The sequence below is a fragment of the Pseudomonas sp. VEM90 genome, from assembly GCF_054611535.1.
Map to the genome: position 1 here is coordinate 19,464 of NZ_JBTRAR010000019.1, position 16,076 is coordinate 35,539.

Annotated in this window: 13 protein-coding genes; 9 read left to right on the plus strand and 4 right to left on the minus strand. The window is 61.9% G+C overall.

Annotated elements, in window-relative coordinates:
- Window positions 1-5: 5 nt before the first annotated feature.
- The gene (locus ACYCCG_RS18115; protein ID WP_176684846.1) at window positions 6-446 is read right to left on the minus strand and encodes a universal stress protein; all 441 of its coding nucleotides are present in this window, start codon (window positions 444-446) and stop codon (window positions 6-8) included.
- 109 nt (window positions 447-555) lie between these two features.
- Between ACYCCG_RS18115 and ACYCCG_RS18120 the strand changes: the two genes are divergently transcribed.
- From ACYCCG_RS18120 to ACYCCG_RS18150, 7 genes are all read left to right on the plus strand, one after another.
- Window positions 556-993 (plus strand): hypothetical protein, encoded by a 438-nt coding sequence (locus ACYCCG_RS18120; protein WP_003248762.1) that lies wholly within the window; start codon window positions 556-558, stop codon window positions 991-993.
- Window positions 994-1,605: 612 nt separating this feature from the next.
- A complete protein-coding gene (fadB, locus tag ACYCCG_RS18125; protein WP_176684847.1) occupies window positions 1,606-3,753 on the plus strand; it encodes a fatty acid oxidation complex subunit alpha FadB in 2,148 nt (715 codons plus the stop codon).
- Window positions 3,754-3,784: 31 nt separating this feature from the next.
- The gene (gene fadA / locus ACYCCG_RS18130; protein WP_010953128.1) at window positions 3,785-4,960 is read left to right on the plus strand and encodes an acetyl-CoA C-acyltransferase FadA; all 1,176 of its coding nucleotides are present in this window, start codon (window positions 3,785-3,787) and stop codon (window positions 4,958-4,960) included.
- A gap of 76 nt (window positions 4,961-5,036) precedes the next feature.
- On the plus strand, window positions 5,037-5,288 hold the full coding sequence (locus ACYCCG_RS18135) for a DUF1653 domain-containing protein (protein WP_459671390.1): 252 nt from the start codon (window positions 5,037-5,039) through the stop codon (window positions 5,286-5,288).
- A gap of 100 nt (window positions 5,289-5,388) precedes the next feature.
- Window positions 5,389-7,998 carry a type I DNA topoisomerase gene (gene topA / locus ACYCCG_RS18140; RefSeq protein ID WP_176684848.1) on the plus strand — a complete coding sequence of 870 codons (2,610 nt, stop codon included), beginning with the start codon at window positions 5,389-5,391 and terminating at the stop codon, window positions 7,996-7,998.
- 189 nt (window positions 7,999-8,187) lie between these two features.
- Window positions 8,188-8,703, plus strand: a complete 516-nt coding sequence (locus ACYCCG_RS18145) for a DUF6586 family protein (protein WP_028697562.1) — start codon at window positions 8,188-8,190, stop codon at window positions 8,701-8,703.
- 50 nt (window positions 8,704-8,753) lie between these two features.
- Entirely contained in the window at window positions 8,754-8,987 is a 234-nt protein-coding gene (locus ACYCCG_RS18150; protein WP_003248777.1) for a hypothetical protein, read from the plus strand.
- Window positions 8,988-9,037: 50 nt separating this feature from the next.
- Here the strand turns inward: ACYCCG_RS18150 and sulA are convergent, their stop codons facing one another.
- Together sulA and lexA are read right to left on the minus strand one after the other, a co-directional pair.
- Window positions 9,038-9,514, minus strand: coding sequence for an SOS-induced cell division inhibitor SulA (sulA, locus tag ACYCCG_RS18155; RefSeq protein WP_104962209.1), 477 nt, complete (start codon window positions 9,512-9,514; stop codon window positions 9,038-9,040).
- Window positions 9,515-9,527: 13 nt separating this feature from the next.
- Window positions 9,528-10,136: a transcriptional repressor LexA gene (gene lexA / locus ACYCCG_RS18160; protein WP_010953131.1), complete on the minus strand. Its 609-nt coding sequence runs from the start codon at window positions 10,134-10,136 to the stop codon at window positions 9,528-9,530.
- A 286-nt stretch (window positions 10,137-10,422) separates the two neighbouring features.
- On the opposite strand from lexA, the gene ACYCCG_RS18165 reads away from it, so the two are divergent.
- Window positions 10,423-11,130 carry a TetR/AcrR family transcriptional regulator gene (locus ACYCCG_RS18165; protein WP_003248784.1) on the plus strand — a complete coding sequence of 236 codons (708 nt, stop codon included), beginning with the start codon at window positions 10,423-10,425 and terminating at the stop codon, window positions 11,128-11,130.
- A 183-nt stretch (window positions 11,131-11,313) separates the two neighbouring features.
- Window positions 11,314-12,312 carry a beta-N-acetylhexosaminidase gene (gene nagZ, locus ACYCCG_RS18170; protein ID WP_459671452.1) on the plus strand — a complete coding sequence of 333 codons (999 nt, stop codon included), beginning with the start codon at window positions 11,314-11,316 and terminating at the stop codon, window positions 12,310-12,312.
- 444 nt (window positions 12,313-12,756) lie between these two features.
- Here the strand turns inward: nagZ and ACYCCG_RS18175 are convergent, their stop codons facing one another.
- Window positions 12,757-16,074 carry a DEAD/DEAH box helicase gene (locus tag ACYCCG_RS18175; RefSeq protein ID WP_209964641.1) on the minus strand — a complete coding sequence of 1,106 codons (3,318 nt, stop codon included), beginning with the start codon at window positions 16,072-16,074 and terminating at the stop codon, window positions 12,757-12,759.
- Between the last annotated feature and the right edge of the window lie 2 nt (window positions 16,075-16,076).

The window sequence follows — 16,076 nt, forward strand, 5'->3', positions numbered from 1 at the left end:
TCGAATCAATCCTTCTTCAGCAAGCGTACCGCCAGCACGTCACACGGCGCGCCGTGCAGCACATCGTTGGCCGTGGAGCCCAGCAGCAATGCCAGGCCGTGACGACCATGGCTGCCGACCACGATCAGGTCGCAGTTCTGGTCCTTGGCCAGCTGGTGGATTTCCTGGCGCGGTTGGCCGTAGGTCAGGTGCGAGTCGCCGCGGTTGATTTCCGGGTATTTGTGGAACAGGCGGTCCATGCGCTCCTTGGCCTGGTCGAACTGCTGCTGTTGCAACTGCGACAGGTCCATCGGTACGTCACCGCCGAAAGCCATGGCCATCGGCTCGACAATATGCACCAGGGATACCTTGGCATTCGAAGGTTCTGCCAGCGCCATGGCGCGCTTGATCACCGGGTCGCACTCTTCGGTCAGGTCGACAGCGACCAACAAATGTTCGTATTTCATGAGCGGTACTCCTGACAATCGCGATAGAAGAAGTATGGTCGCTTTAGGGCGGGTCCACCGTGAAAATGGCTAACCAGCTCATTTGCAACGTTTTATGGGAACTACTGATATGACGGTATTGCTGGTGGTGTCAATCCTTGCGCTGATTCTCAGCCCGCTTTCCTGGCTGCGCAGTTCGCGCAAGCAGAGCGAGCAGATGAAGTTGCGCCTGGAGGCTCGGCGCATGGGATTGGCCATGCAGCTGGCGCCTCAGCAGTGGCCGCACTGGCTGGAAAAAGAGCCGCCAAGCCCCTGCCCGCAATATCACCGAGCCCGGCGTCGTGGGCATGAGGACAGTTTCAGCTTCTGGCAGGTCAGCCCCGGGGTGTGGTGGAATCAGTGGCGCGAGCCCTGCGAAGACCCACGCTTCATGGGCGCCTTGTCGCGTTTGCCGGCGAGTGTGTACAAGGTGGAGGCCGATGCGCGGATGATTGCCTTGTACTGGACCGAGCGCGGCGATACTGCTGTGTTGCAGGATGTTGCCTACGCCCTCGAAACCTTGGCTTGAGCTCAGCCCATATGCGCCCCTGTAGGCGAGGATTCACCTGCGAACACCGGCAGGGCCGGTGCCAAGCTCCGCGGTGCCTGCTTCGCGGGTAAACCCGCTCCTACGGGGGCGGAATCCAGCCTGGTCAATCTGTTCTATAACGACAAAGCGGCGGCTCGGCATGACCCTGAAGGGGTGGGGTGCCAAGTCGCCGCTTTGCGTTCTGCTGCGCAGAAAAGGCCAGGCAGGCCGGGTATTCATGCAAGCAAGTGCCAGTGTAGTCGCCCTGGCTCGCCGCGCAAGCGCAAAGCACTCCAGCCAATACGTGTGGTCAATCGCTGACATGAATGACCGGCGATCACTGTCATCATGTTTTGTACCCGGGCGATAGAAAATGACTGGAAAGTCGCGCTTTCGCCGTGCTCGTGAGCATTTGACAACGCCCATCTTTTCGGAGAATGTGTGCACACCCAAATCAAACGGGCGTATGAATTGAGCGTTTGTATGTCATCACGCCAAGCCATACTTCCGACTAGCGCGCTGACGGGTGTGCCTGGGGCAGGGCAGCTAGGCCTGCTTTTGCTGCAGCGATCGGCGTGTACAGTTCAGCTTCCATATCGTGGAGATCAGTTGATGATTTACGAAGGTAAAGCCATCACGGTTAAGGCTCTTGAAAGTGGCATCGTCGAGCTCAAGTTCGACCTCAAGGGTGAGTCCGTCAACAAGTTCAACCGCCTTACCCTGAGCGAGCTGCGCCAGGCCGTCGATGCCATCCAGGCCGATGCCTCGGTCAAGGGCGTGATCGTCAGCAGTGGCAAGGACGTGTTCATCGTCGGCGCCGACATCACCGAGTTCGTCGACAACTTCAAGCTGCCTGAGGCCGAGCTGGTCGCTGGCAACCTGGAAGCCAATCGCATCTTCAACGCCTTCGAAGACCTCGAAGTGCCGACCGTTGCCGCCATCAACGGCATCGCGCTGGGCGGCGGCCTGGAAATGTGCCTGGCGGCCGACTACCGGGTCATGTCCAGCAGCGCCAGGATCGGCCTGCCGGAAGTCAAGCTGGGTATCTACCCGGGCTTTGGCGGTACCGTGCGCCTGCCGCGCCTGATCGGCTCGGACAACGCCATCGAGTGGATCGCCGCCGGCAAGGAAAACCGCGCCGAAGACGCCCTGAAAGTGGGGGCCGTCGACGCCGTGGTCGCCCCTGAGCTGTTGCTGGCCGGTGCCCTCGACCTGATCAAGCGTGCCATCAGTGGCGAGCTGGACTACAAGGCCAAGCGCCAGCCGAAGCTGGAAAAGCTCAAGCTCAATGCCATCGAGCAGATGATGGCCTTCGAGACCGCCAAGGGCTTTGTCGCAGGCCAGGCCGGGCCGAACTACCCGGCCCCGGTCGAAGCGATCAAGAGCATCCAGAAAGCCGCCAACTTCGGTCGCGACAAGGCCCTGGAAGTCGAAGCCGCGGGCTTTGCCAAGCTGGCCAAGACCTCGGTCGCCGAGAGCCTGATCGGCTTGTTCCTCAACGATCAGGAACTCAAGCGCAAGGCCAAGGCGCATGACGAGATCGCCCACGACGTGAAGCAGGCCGCCGTCCTCGGCGCCGGCATCATGGGCGGCGGTATCGCCTACCAGTCGGCGGTCAAAGGTACGCCGATCCTGATGAAGGACATCCGCGAGGAAGCCATTCAACTGGGTCTGAACGAGGCCTCCAAGCTGCTCGGCAACCGCGTCGAGAAGGGCCGCCTGACCCCGGCCAAGATGGCCGAGGCCCTCAACGCCATTCGCCCGACCCTGTCTTATGGCGATTTCGCCAATGTCGACATCGTCGTCGAGGCTGTGGTCGAGAACCCGAAGGTCAAGCAAGCGGTACTGGCGGAAGTGGAAGGCCAGGTGAAGGACGATGCGATCCTCGCTTCCAACACCTCCACCATCTCCATCAACCTGCTGGCCAAGGCGCTCAAGCGTCCGGAAAACTTCGTCGGCATGCACTTCTTCAACCCGGTGCACATGATGCCGCTGGTTGAAGTGATCCGTGGCGAGAAGTCCAGTGAAGTGGCGGTTGCCACCACCGTGGCCTACGCCAAGAAAATGGGCAAGAACCCGATCGTGGTCAACGACTGCCCGGGCTTTTTGGTCAACCGTGTGCTGTTCCCGTACTTCGGCGGCTTCGCCAAGCTGGTCAGCGCCGGCGTCGATTTTGTGCGCATCGACAAGGTCATGGAAAAGTTCGGCTGGCCGATGGGCCCAGCCTACCTGATGGACGTGGTCGGCATCGACACCGGTCACCATGGCCGCGATGTGATGGCCGAAGGTTTCCCGGACCGGATGAAGGACGAGCGTCGCTCGGCCGTTGACGCGCTGTACGAGGCTAACCGCCTGGGTCAGAAGAACGGCAAGGGCTTCTACGCCTACGAAACCGACAAGCGCGGCAAGCCGAAGAAGGTTTTCGATGCCACCGTGCTCGACGTGCTCAAACCGATCGTGTTCGAGCAGCGTGAAGTGACCGATGAAGACATCATCAACTGGATGATGGTCCCGCTGTGCCTGGAGACTGTGCGCTGCCTGGAAGACGGCATCGTCGAAACCGCCGCCGAAGCCGATATGGGGCTGGTCTACGGCATTGGTTTCCCTCCCTTCCGCGGTGGTGCGCTGCGTTACATCGACTCGATCGGTGTGGCCGAATTCGTTGCCCTGGCCGATCAGTACGCCGACCTGGGGCCGCTGTACCACCCGACCGCCAAGCTGCGTGAAATGGCCAAGAACGGCCAGCGCTTCTTCAACTGAGCGGTCAACGAGCTAGAGCGAGAGATTTGATATGAGCCTGAATCCAAGAGACGTGGTGATTGTCGACTTCGGTCGCACGCCAATGGGCCGCTCCAAGGGTGGCATGCACCGCAATACCCGCGCTGAAGACATGTCGGCGCACCTGATCAGCAAACTGCTGGAACGCAACGGCAAGGTCGACCCGAAAGAAGTCGAGGATGTGATCTGGGGCTGCGTCAACCAGACCCTGGAGCAGGGCTGGAACATCGCCCGCATGGCGTCGCTGATGACCCCGATCCCGCACACCTCTGCGGCGCAGACCGTCAGCCGCCTGTGCGGTTCGTCGATGAGCGCCCTGCACACGGCTGCCCAGGCGATCATGACCGGTAACGGTGATGTGTTCGTGGTGGGTGGCGTGGAGCACATGGGCCACGTCAGCATGATGCACGGTGTCGACCCCAACCCGCACCTGTCCTTGCATGCCGCCAAGGCTTCCGGGATGATGGGCCTGACTGCGGAAATGCTCGGCAAGATGCACGGCATCACCCGTGAGCAGCAGGACCTGTTCGGCTTGCGTTCGCACCAGCTGGCCCACAAGGCCACTGTCGAAGGCAAGTTCAAGGATGAGATCATCCCGATGCAGGGCTACGACGAAAACGGCTTCCTGAAGGTGTTCGATTTCGACGAAACCATTCGCCCGGAAACCACCCTCGAAGGCCTGGCGTCGCTCAAGCCTGCGTTCAACCCGAAAGGCGGTACTGTCACTGCCGGTACCTCGTCGCAGATTACCGACGGCGCATCGTGCATGATCGTGATGTCCGGCCAGCGTGCGATGGACCTGGGTATCCAGCCATTGGCGGTGATCCGTTCGATGGCAGTGGCCGGTGTCGACCCGGCAATCATGGGCTATGGCCCGGTGCCGTCGACCCAGAAAGCCCTCAAGCGTGCCGGTCTGACCATGGCTGACATCGACTTCATCGAGCTCAATGAAGCCTTCGCTGCACAGGCCCTGCCAGTGCTGAAAGACTTGAAAGTGCTCGACAAGATGGATGAGAAGGTTAACCTGCACGGCGGCGCGATTGCCTTGGGCCACCCGTTCGGTTGCTCCGGGGCGCGGATTTCCGGCACCCTGCTCAACGTCATGAAGCAAAATGGCGGTACGCTGGGTGTTGCGACCATGTGCGTCGGCCTGGGCCAAGGTATCACCACTGTCTTCGAACGCGTCTGATCGCGTAGCGGGACAGCAACCGGGGCCTTGTGCCCCGGTTTTGTTTTTTCAGGTTTTATTCAAGAGGGTGTGCAACATGCAGATACAACCAGGCGTCTACCGGCATTCCAAAGGGCCTGAGTACCGTGTCTTCAGTGTTGCGCGGCACTCCGAAACCGAAGAGTGGATGGTGTTCTACCAATGCCTGTATGGTGATTACAGCTTCTGGGTACGCCCCCTTTCGATGTTCGAGGAGTCCGTAGAAGTTGACGGCGAGCAGGTGCCACGCTTTGCTTTGGTCAAGGCCGAAGAGGGGCTGCCCGGGTTGCTGGGCAAGTCGCACGACTGATCGTCCGAGCTTGACCTCACACTTTTGCCACTATATATAGCGGTGCCGCGTCTGGCACTTGGCGCGTTTTTTATCTTCAGATTCAGGAATACTCCGATCCATGGGCAAATCGCTGGTCATTGTGGAATCCCCGGCCAAGGCCAAGACCATCAACAAGTACCTGGGCAACCAGTACGTGGTGAAGTCGAGTATCGGCCATATCCGAGACCTCCCCACCAGCGGTTCGGCCAGCGCGAGCAAAGAGCCGGCCGCCAAGCGTGGCAAGGCTGCGGGTGAGGCGCCGGCGCTTTCGCCGAAAGAAAAGGCTCGCCGCCAGCTGGTGGCGCGCATGGGCGTCGACCCCGACCATGGCTGGAAGGCCAAGTACGAGATCCTGCCTGGCAAGGAAAAGGTGATCGAAGAGCTGCGCCGCCTGGCCAAGGATGCCGACACCATCTATCTCGCAACCGACTTGGACCGCGAAGGTGAAGCCATTGCCTGGCACCTGCGCGAGGCCATCGGGGGTGACGACACCCGCTACAAGCGCGTGGTGTTCAACGAAATTACCAAGAAGGCCATTCAGGAGGCCTTCTCGCAGCCGGGCGAACTGGACATCGATCGGGTCAACGCTCAGCAGGCGCGGCGTTTCCTCGACCGCGTGGTCGGTTACATGGTTTCGCCGCTGCTGTGGGCCAAGATTGCCCGCGGCCTGTCCGCTGGCCGTGTGCAGTCGGTAGCGGTAAAGCTGGTGGTGGAGCGTGAGCGCGAGATCCGCGCGTTCATCCCGGAAGAGTACTGGGAAATCCACGCCGACCTCGGCACCGCCAAGAACGCCAAGGTGCGTTTCGAAGTGGCGCGCGAGAAGGGCGAGGCCTTCAAGCCGCTGAACGAAGCGCAGGCCATGGCGGCGCTGGATAAGCTCAAGGCTTCCAGCTACAGCGTGGTCAAGCGCGAAGACCGTCCGACCAGCAGCAAGCCATCGGCACCGTTCATTACTTCCACCTTGCAGCAAGCGGCCAGTAACCGCCTGGGCTTCGGTGTGAAGAAAACCATGATGATGGCCCAGCGCTTGTACGAAGCCGGTTACATCACCTACATGCGTACCGACTCGACCAACCTGTCGGCTGACGCCCTGGAGATGGCCCGCAGCTACATCGAGCGGGAGTTCGGCAAGCAGTACCTGCCGGAGGCACCACTGGTTTACGGCAGCAAGGAGGGCGCCCAGGAGGCACACGAAGCGATTCGACCTTCTGACGTGAATACCCACCCGACCAAGCTCAGCGGCATGGAGCGTGATGCCGAGCGCCTGTACGAGCTGATCTGGCGCCAGTTCCTGGCTTGCCAGATGCCGCCAGCGCAGTACCTGTCCACCAGCGTCACCGTCGCGGCCGGCGATTTCGAGCTGCGTGCCAAGGGCCGCATCCTCAAGTTCGACGGCTACACCCGTGTGCTGCCCCAGCAGAGCAAGCCGGGCGAAGACGACGTGCTGCCAGAAATGGTTCAGGGTGAAGCGCTTAAACTGATCCAGATCGACCCGAGCCAGCACTTCACCAAGCCGCCGGCGCGCTTCACCGAAGCCAGCCTGGTCAAGGAAATGGAAAAGCGCGGCATTGGCCGCCCATCGACCTACGCGGCGATCATTTCCACCATCCAGGACCGTGGCTATGTGACGCTGCACAACCGCCGCTTCTACTCCGAGAAGATGGGCGACATCGTCACCGAGCGCCTGTCGGAGAGCTTCTCCAACCTGATGGACTATGGCTTTACTGCCGTCATGGAAGAGAACCTCGACGACGTGGCCCAGGGCGAGCGTGACTGGAAGAACGTGCTCGACGAGTTCTACGGCGACTTCAGCAAAAAGCTGCAGACTGCCGAGTCCAGTGAAGACGGCATGCGTGCCAACCAGCCGACCATGACCAACATTCCGTGCAAGGAATGTGGCCGGCCGATGATGATTCGCACCGCCTCTACAGGCGTGTTCCTGGGTTGCTCTGGCTACAGCCTGCCGCCGAAAGAGCGCTGCAAGGCTACCGTCAACCTGGTGCCGGGCGACGAGATTGCTGCTGACGACGAGGGCGAGTCGGAATCGCGCGTGCTGCTGGGCAAGCACCGTTGCCCGATCTGCGCCACGGCGATGGACGCCTACCTGCTGGACGAGAAGCACAAGCTGCACATCTGCGGTAACAACCCGGATTGTGTAGGTTACGAGATCGAGGAAGGCAACTACCGCATCAAGGGCTACGAAGGGCCGAGCCTTGAGTGCGACAAGTGCGGTAGCGAGATGCAATTGAAGACCGGCCGTTTCGGCAAGTTCTTCGGCTGCACCAACCCGGCGTGCAAGAACACCCGCAAGCTGCTCAAGAGCGGCGAGGCGGCGCCGCCGAAGATGGACAAGGTAGACATGCCGGAGCTCAAGTGCGAGAAGGTCGACGATACCTACGTGCTGCGCGACGGTGCTTCGGGGCTGTTCCTGGCTGCCAGCCAGTTCCCCAAGAACCGCGAAACCCGTGCGCCACTGGTGCTGGAGATTGTGCCGCACAAGCATGAGATCGACCCGAAGTACCACTTCCTGTGCGATGCGCCGCAGAAAGACCCGGATGGCCGCCCGGCGGTGATCCGCTACAGCCGCAAGACCAAGGAGCAGTACGTGCAGTCCGAGGTCGATGGCAAGCCGACCGGTTGGAAGGCGTTCTACGACGGCAATGCCTGGAAGGTTGAAGACAAGCGCTGATCCATCGGTGCTGTGATATGGGGCCGCTTTGCGCCCCTTCGCGGGCTTGCCCGCTCCCACAGGTATCGCGCCGCCCTTGAATGTGGCGCTGTACTGGTGGGAGTGGGCAAGCCCGCGAAGGGGCGCAAAGCGGCCCCAATCATTTATGATGCAGATATCCGCCTTGTAGCCTTATGGGAGGGCACTGAAATGGCCCAGGAACTCTACACCCGCACCAACCAGAAACTGTTCTTCGCCGGCCTCGCCCTCGAGTCCATGGCCAAGGCTGAACAAAGCCAGGCCATGAATGCCCAAGGCTTGGTTCAGGCTGAACGCGAGTCGGCGCTGTTCCACCTGTATGGTGCTCTGTTGGGGCTGTGCCATGAAATCGGGGGCTTCTACCGCCTGCCGGTTGTCGCAACGGTGGAGCAGGCCCTGGCCGACGATGCCCTGAACGGTATAACCATCCCGGAAGTGGCCGAGTTGCTGGAACTGGCCCGCCAGCGTGAAACCTGGCTGGCGCAAATGCTCGGTGCTTATGCCGATTTGTTCCGACCACCGGTCGCTAGAAAAGCGCCGAAAACCGACGTTACCCAACCACTGATTCAGGCCGTCAATCTTGATGAGCCTGAGCATCCAGCACTCTCGCGTGCCGAGCTGGAAAGCTGGCGAAATGACCTCAAAAGTCTGGTGAGACGTTTCCGTGACGCGTTGAGTGAGTGCTGATAGCCGCAACGGCTGGTACAATAATCGCCTTTCGCGGAGAACTGCCATTTATGTCTACGTCTTTTCTGGAAATTGTCGAGTTGCCTGATGGCCGCATCGAACTTCGTCGCGCCGAGGATGAGGGCTCTCTGGTAACCCTGGATTTCTCGGAAGACGCCAAGGTGTTCCTGCAGGGTCAGCATGTGGAAGTGGCCAAGGCCATGCTCAGTGTGGGCGTGCAGATGGCCGGTCGCCTGATGGATGGCGAGCTTGAGCGTGATGAAGGGCCGCGTGTGCTGCACTGAGTGTGCAGCAGCGTATCAGGCTATTTGAAGTGACAGGCAAAGCCTGAACATCAGCCGAGGCGGATGTTCAGGCTTTGTGCGTTTCCGGCACTGGCTGCACGTAGCAGTTGCTGGCGTGCAGTGGCGTTGACGTTGCCCAGCCAGCTCACCACGGTGTGGCTGAGGCCCAGGCGCAAGGCCTCACAGGCCAGCTGCAGCGCGCTTTGATTGCTGCGGGGTTGCAGCAGCAGAATACGTTCACGGTTGAGCCCGGCATCGCGCAGCCAGGCCTGGGTCAGGCTTGGCGGCGGGGCGATCAGGGTCAGCCAGCGGGCCTCGTCCTCTTCGCTCAGCTCGCGCAGCACCGGCGCCAGCAGGCTTTGGCAGTGGCCAGGGGCGCCGCGCAGCGACAGTTCGCTGAACAGTTCGGGCTGGCTGCTCTTGCGCGCTGGCTCCCTGGCTTTCAGGCCTGGCAGCACGGGCTGTGCGAGGAATGCTTCGAACAGGGGCAACTGGGCTTGCTCGGGTGCGTGAATGAACTGCTGCATGACGCCTCCTGGATCAGCGGCGAATGACGCCGACGCTCAAGCCCTCGATCACCAGTTCCTGTTCTTTCAGGTCGACTTCGATGGGGGCGAATTCGGGGTTTTCGGCAAGCAGCCAGACTTTGCTGCCTTCGCGCTTGAAGCGCTTGACGGTGACTTCGTCGCCGATACGCGCCACCACGATCTGGCCGTTGCGGGCCTCACGGCAGGTGTGCACCGCCAGCAGGTCACCGTCGAAGATGCCGACGTCCTTCATGCTCATGCCGTGTACGCGCAGCAAATAATCGGCTTGGGGGTGGAAGAAGGCAGGGTTGATGTTGCAGGATTGCTCGATGTGCTGTTCTGCAAGGATCGGCGCACCGGCAGCTACCCGGCCGATGATGGGCAGGCCGGCTTCTTCGGCCTTGGCTTCCAGGCCAGGGATGCGGATGCCGCGGGAAGCGCCCGGCGTCATTTCGATCGCGCCCTTGCGGGCAAGGGCCTTGAGGTGCTCCTCGGCGGCATTGGGCGACTTGAAGCCCAGCTCCTGAGCAATCTCCGCGCGGGTGGGCGGGAAGCCGTTGTCTTCCAGGCAGCGCTTGATGAACGCGAGAATTTCGGCTTGGCGTGGCGTCAGTTTCAACATGGTAAGCGCTCTGTCTTTTTGTACAGTGACTGGGATTATATACAGTGTCAGGCCCGCTGCAAGCTCCAAGCTGCAAGAAAGGGCGAAACGGCAGTCCTCCCATGCTTTTCAGTCACCCCTGGACGCGATTTTGCGATATCCGGCCGGTGTTGCTGTCACATCGCGCTTGCAGCTTCCAGCTTGCACCTTTTAAATGGCGACCGCCCAGTCACCGAGCCTTGACAGAAGCAGGGCTGAAACGTATGTTTCAAACACCTGTTTGTCTGGCGGAGTAGTCGGAGTAGTCATGGCCCAATCGGAAACCGTTGAACGCATTCTCGACGCTGCCGAGCAGCTGTTCGCGGAAAGGGGGTTCGCCGAAACCTCGTTGCGGCTGATTACCAGCAAGGCCGGGGTCAACCTGGCGGCAGTCAACTATCATTTCGGCTCCAAGAAGGCGCTGATCCAGGCCGTTTTCTCGCGTTTCCTTGGCCCATTCTGCGCCAGTCTCGAGCGTGAGCTGGAGCGCCGCCAGGCCAAGCCGGAGCAAAAGCCCAGCCTCGAAGAACTGCTGGAAATGCTCGTAGAGCAGGCGCTGGCCGTGCAACCGCGTAGCAACAACGACCTGTCGATCTTCATGCGCCTGCTGGGTCTGGCGTTCAGCCAGAGCCAAGGGCACCTGCGGCGCTATCTGGAAGACATGTACGGCAAAGTGTTCCGCCGCTACATGCTGTTGGTGAACGAGGCAGCGCCACGCATTCCGCCACTGGAACTGTTCTGGCGTGTGCACTTCATGCTGGGTGCCGCGGCCTTCAGCATGTCCGGTATCAAAGCCCTGCGGGCGATTGCCGAGACCGACTTCGGCATCAACACTTCGATCGAGCAGGTGATGCGCCTGATGGTGCCGTTCCTGGCGGCAGGCATGCGCGCTGACAGCGGTGTGACCGACGAGGCGATGGCCACTGCGCAGCTGCGCCCGCGAACAAAGACCAGCTCGGCTACCGCCAAGGCCTGAAGGCTGGGCGTGGCAGGGCGCTTCCGCTAAGCTAGCGCCCATGCCCGATCTACTTCACATTCCCCTTGCTGACCAGTGCCTGTGTGGCTTCGCTTGTGGCCAACGGCATGTGTCTGCCGGTGTCTGCTGCCCCCCGGTGGGCTGCTCTCTGTCTTCCATGAAGGATTACCCATGACTGTCAGCCTGCAAGGCTCCCTGATGGTGGATATCGCCGGTAAATGGCTGACCGCCGAAGACCGTCAACTGCTGCGCCAGCCCGAAGTGGCTGGCCTGATCATCTTTGCCCGCAATATCGACAGCCCGCGCCAGGTGCGCGAACTGTGCGCGTCCATCCGCGCCATTCGCCCCGATCTGATCCTGGCAGTGGACCAGGAAGGCGGGCGCGTACAGCGTCTGCGCCAGGGCTTTGTTCGCCTGCCGGCCATGCGTGCGCTGGCCGATAACGACAATGCCGAATACCTGGCTGAGCAGTGCGGCTGGCTGATGGCGACCGAGGTACTGGCGGTTGGCCTGGACCTCAGCTTCGCTCCTGTGCTCGACCTGGACCACCAGCGTAGCGCCGTGGTGGGCAGCCGCGCGTTCGAGAGTGACCCGCTGCGTGCAACGCAACTGGCTGGCGCGTTCATCCGTGGCATGAATGCGGCGGGTATGGCCGCCTGTGGCAAGCATTTCCCGGGGCATGGCTGGGCCGAAGCCGATTCGCACGTGGCTATCCCCACCGATGAGCGCAGCCTGGAACAACTGCGCCAGGCCGACCTGGTGCCGTTTACCCGCCTGAGTGGGCAGCTTGCGGCAGTGATGCCGGCGCATGTCATCTACCCGCAGGTCGACAACCAGCCAGCCGGCTTCTCGCGGCGTTGGTTGCAGGACATCCTGCGTGGCGAGCTGGGCTTTTACGGGGTGATCTTCAGTGATGACCTGTCGATGGCCGGTGCGCATGTGGTGGGCGATGCGGCCAGCCGTATCGAAGCGGCGCTGAGCGCCGGCTGTGATATGGGCCTGGTGTGCAATGACCGGGCGGCGGCGGAGCTGGCGCTGAGTGCGGCGCAGCGGTTGAAGGTCAAACCGTCGCCGCGGATTGCGCGGATGCGCGGGCAAGGTTTTGCGCGGACCGATTATCGCCAGCAGCCGCGCTGGCAGGAGGCGTTGGGGGCGTTGAAGGAAGCTCAGCTGGTCGATTGACTGCGCGGGCCTGTTCGCTGCCACCAGTCGGGTTTGCCCGCGAATACGGTGGCAGCGGCAACGGTGAACGACGGGTGGAAATTGGCCAGCAGGCCTGGCCCTTTCGCGGGTAAACCCGCTCCTACGACGGCCTGCGTCCAACCTCCGATGTGTGCCCACCACCCATTGCGTTGTAGGAGCGGGTTTACCCGCGAATACGGTAGCGGCGGCAACGGTGAACGACGGGTGGAAATTGGCCAGCAGGCCCGGCCCTTTCGCGGGTAAACCCGCTCCTACGACGGCCTGCGTCCAGCCTCCGATGTGTGCCCACCACCCATTGCGTTGTAGGAGCGGGTTTACCCGCGAATACGGTAGCGGCGGCAACGGTGAGCGGCAGGTGGAGATTGGTCAGCAGTCCCGGCCCATTCGCGGGTGAACCCGCTCCTACGCTGTATCCCCTTTGGCCTACCGCCCGCGTTTTCCAGGCAATGGCGCAAACAGGGCCTCGATTTCTTCATCGCCAAGCCGCCATTGCCCAGCCTGCCCGCCGTCCAGCAGGCTGGCTGCCAGTGCTGCCTTTTCCTGCTGCAGCAGCTGGATCTTCTCTTCCACCGTACCCCGGGTAATCAACTTGAACACGAACACCGGCTTGTCCTGGCCGATGCGGTAGGCACGATCGGTAGCCTGGTTTTCGCTGGCCGGGTTCCACCAGGGGTCGAAGTGGATCACGGTGTCCGCTGCCGTCAGGTTCAAGCCAACGCCCCCCGCTTTGAGGCTGATCAGGAACACTTCGCTGTTACCTTGCTGGAACTGCTGCACTGGCGTGCGACGGTCGCGAGTGTCACCGGTCAGCAGGCTGTAGCGGATCTTGCGCTTCTCGAGTTCCTGCTCGATCAGCGCCAGCATCGAGGTGAACTGTGAGAACAGCAACACCCGGCGCCCTTCGCTGAGCAGTTCTTCGAGCATTTCCAGCAGCGCCCCCAGCTTGCCCTTGTCGGCTTGGTTGCCTTTGCTTTCTACCCCCTTGACCAGGCGCAGGTCGCAGCACACCTGGCGCAGCTTGAGCAACGCGTCGAGGATCACGATCTGGCTGCGTGCGGCGCCATTGCGGGCGATTTCATCGCGGACTTTCTGGTCCATGGCCACTCGCACGGCCTCGTAGGTATCGCGCTGTGCATCACTGAGCTCGACCCAGTGCACCATCTCGGTCTTGGCCGGTAGCTCGGTGGCCACCTGCTCTTTGGTGCGACGCAGCAGGAACGGCCGGATGCGGCTGGCCAGGTGGGTCATGCGCTCGCTGTCACCGTGGCGTTCGATCGGGTTGCGGTAATCCTGATTGAAGCGCTTCAGGTCGCCCAGCCAGCCAGGCATCAGGAAGTGGAAGATCGACCACAGTTCGCCCAGGTTGTTTTCCATCGGCGTGCCGGTCAGGCACAGGCGCTGGCCGGCCTGTAGCTCGCAGACGGCGAGGGCGGCCTTGCTGCTACTGCTCTTGATGTTTTGCGCCTCGTCCAGTATCAGCATGTGCCAGGCCTGGGGGCGCAACTGTTCGAGGTCGCGTGGCATCAGGGCGTAAGTGGTCAGGACCAGGTCGTACTCATGGAGCTTGGTGAAGTACTTGCTGCGCCCCGGCCCATGCAGTGCCAGGACGCGCAGGTCGGGCGCGAAGCGCTGGGCTTCGTCCAGCCAGTTGGGTATGAGGCTGGTTGGCATGACCACCAGGGCCGGTGTACTCAGGCGCCCGGATTGTTTCTCCAGCAGCAGATGGGCCAAGGCCTGCAGGGTCTTGCCCAGGCCCATGTCGTCGCCGAGGATGCCGCCGGTACCCATCTCGCGCAGGGCCTGCAGCCAGTTCAGGCCTTGCTGCTGATAGGGGCGCAAGCTGGCCTGCAGCCCGGTGGGCGGTTCTACCTGCAGGTCGCGGGCATCGCGCAGGCGGCGACCCAGATCGCGTACATGCTCGCCACCTTCCCAGTGCAGGGGCAGGCCTTCGATTTCGTTCAGGCGCGCGGCGTCGGCGCGCTCCATGCGCAGGGACGGGCCTGCCGTGTCCTCATGCAAGTAGAGCTCGCCCAGGGTGCCCATGACGGCCTTGATGCGGCCGTAAGGCAGGGCGACGCGCAAAGCGGGGGCATCGAGACGGCCGCGGTTGAGGTCGATCAGCAGGTGTTCATCGTCACTGCGCCGGGCCAGTTCGCTAGGGCGTAGCAGCTCCGGGCTGCTGCGCAACAGTTGCAACACGATCGGCAGCAGGCTGTGGCGCTGGCCATCGACCACGATGCCTAGTTCCAGGTCGAACCATTCATGGCCGGGCGCTTCGTTGATGGTCGCATACCAGTCGTCCACCTCCTGCAGGTTGAAGGCGAAGTCGCGGTGAATGTCGATGTCCCAGCCGGCTTCGCGCAGGCGCGGCAGGCCTTCGCGGGCAAAGTGCAGCCAGGCTTCGTCGTCCGGCAACTGGTACATTTCGCCGGCGCTGTCGGGTAGGGCCTTGCTCTGGCGTGTGGCGGGTTTGAAACCGAAATCGCGCAGCATCTGGCGCAGCGCCTGCTCGGCTTGAGTCTGGCGGCGAATGCGCTGGCTGGTGCTGCCCGCCAGGCGGGTCAGCGGCTTTTCGTCGGTGCCGCTGGCCTGCAAGCCGTCATAATCGAACGCCAGTGCGGCGCGATGTTGCATTTGCCGCTGCATGCGACCGGTTTTTGGCATGTAGGCGGTGTATTCAAGGCTGCCGAGAGCAAGAAGGGGCTTTGGCTGGATGTTATCGAGCAGTTGCTCTTGCACTTGCGTCGGGGTCGGCACCTTGTGGCTGAGGGCATTGAGCTTGTGGCTCAAGGGTACGACAAGGTGTTCCGGTACATCGGGTGCGATGGTCAGCTGAACGGCGACGTGCGGATCCAGGCTGTGTTCGACCTTGCCCACTTCACGGGTCAGCAGGTTCAAGTAGTAAAGCGGCAGCAGCGGGATGACGCAGCGCAGCGTCTCTTCGCCGCTGTACCACCGCCCCCGGTAGTTTCCGTTGTCCAGGCGTACCCAGCGAAACTCGGCATGGCGCACCGGGCCTTCGTGAAGCAGGGGGAAGTCGGTATCGAAGAACATTCGCCCGGTTTCGAGGGCGCGCTGGAACAACTCGCCACCTTCGTGGCCCTTCAGTCTGTAGCCGCGATCCTGGCCGCCACCCTGATTCAGGGCCGAGAGCAGACGCAGAATGCGGGTGTCTTCGTCTGTTACGAAGCGCGGTGGCTCGTAGAGAAAATCGTAAAGTGACTGGACGCGGCTGAAGCGGATGCCATCCTCCGTACGCGTGCCCTTGCGGACAAGCAGGGCGCAGCCGGCATCGTCGGTGAGCTGGAGCTGATAGCACACCATGCGTCCACGCTTGTCTTCGGTAGCGTCGGCTTTGGGCGGGGCCTGCTCCAGGCCGCTCAACCAGTGCTGCAGTTCGGCGGACAAGGTGCCCGGGTTGGCTTGCGTTACCTCACTGTTGGAAAAGCGGTCGCTCACGCAGAAAAGTGCAGCGGCGCAATGCTTGCAGTTGTGTCGTACCGGGCAATCGCATTCGCCGCGCACATGGCACCGGCCGGCCGCAACGTGCAACTCGATGTGTTGCCGGTAGTGGTTGTTGCCGCTTCCCTGGCAATTGGCCGTTATGCTCTGCCCATGAATGCCTTCCAGTTCGACCCTGCCTTCCTCGGCATAGCGCTCACCGCGCTGCAGGGTAGCCTTGCTGAATGATTGAATCCAGTTCGGATAGGCGTTCACCATCTCGGCAGCATCGTGCTTCATGG

Bases quoted from the DNA above. Each gene is read 5' to 3' on its own strand.
- ACYCCG_RS18115 (WP_176684846.1), bottom strand. From the start codon at position 446: ATGAAATACGAACATTTGTTGGTCGCTGTCGACCTGACCGAAGAGTGC.
- ACYCCG_RS18120 (WP_003248762.1), top strand. From the start codon at position 556: ATGACGGTATTGCTGGTGGTGTCAATCCTTGCGCTGATTCTCAGCCCG.
- fadB (WP_176684847.1), top strand. From the start codon at position 1,606: ATGATTTACGAAGGTAAAGCCATCACGGTTAAGGCTCTTGAAAGTGGC.
- fadA (WP_010953128.1), top strand. From the start codon at position 3,785: ATGAGCCTGAATCCAAGAGACGTGGTGATTGTCGACTTCGGTCGCACG.
- ACYCCG_RS18135 (WP_459671390.1), top strand. From the start codon at position 5,037: ATGCAGATACAACCAGGCGTCTACCGGCATTCCAAAGGGCCTGAGTAC.
- topA (WP_176684848.1), top strand. From the start codon at position 5,389: ATGGGCAAATCGCTGGTCATTGTGGAATCCCCGGCCAAGGCCAAGACC.
- ACYCCG_RS18145 (WP_028697562.1), top strand. From the start codon at position 8,188: ATGGCCCAGGAACTCTACACCCGCACCAACCAGAAACTGTTCTTCGCC.
- ACYCCG_RS18150 (WP_003248777.1), top strand. From the start codon at position 8,754: ATGTCTACGTCTTTTCTGGAAATTGTCGAGTTGCCTGATGGCCGCATC.
- sulA (WP_104962209.1), bottom strand. From the start codon at position 9,514: ATGCAGCAGTTCATTCACGCACCCGAGCAAGCCCAGTTGCCCCTGTTC.
- lexA (WP_010953131.1), bottom strand. From the start codon at position 10,136: ATGTTGAAACTGACGCCACGCCAAGCCGAAATTCTCGCGTTCATCAAG.
- ACYCCG_RS18165 (WP_003248784.1), top strand. From the start codon at position 10,423: ATGGCCCAATCGGAAACCGTTGAACGCATTCTCGACGCTGCCGAGCAG.
- ACYCCG_RS18175 (WP_209964641.1), bottom strand. From the start codon at position 16,074: ATGAAGCACGATGCTGCCGAGATGGTGAACGCCTATCCGAACTGGATT.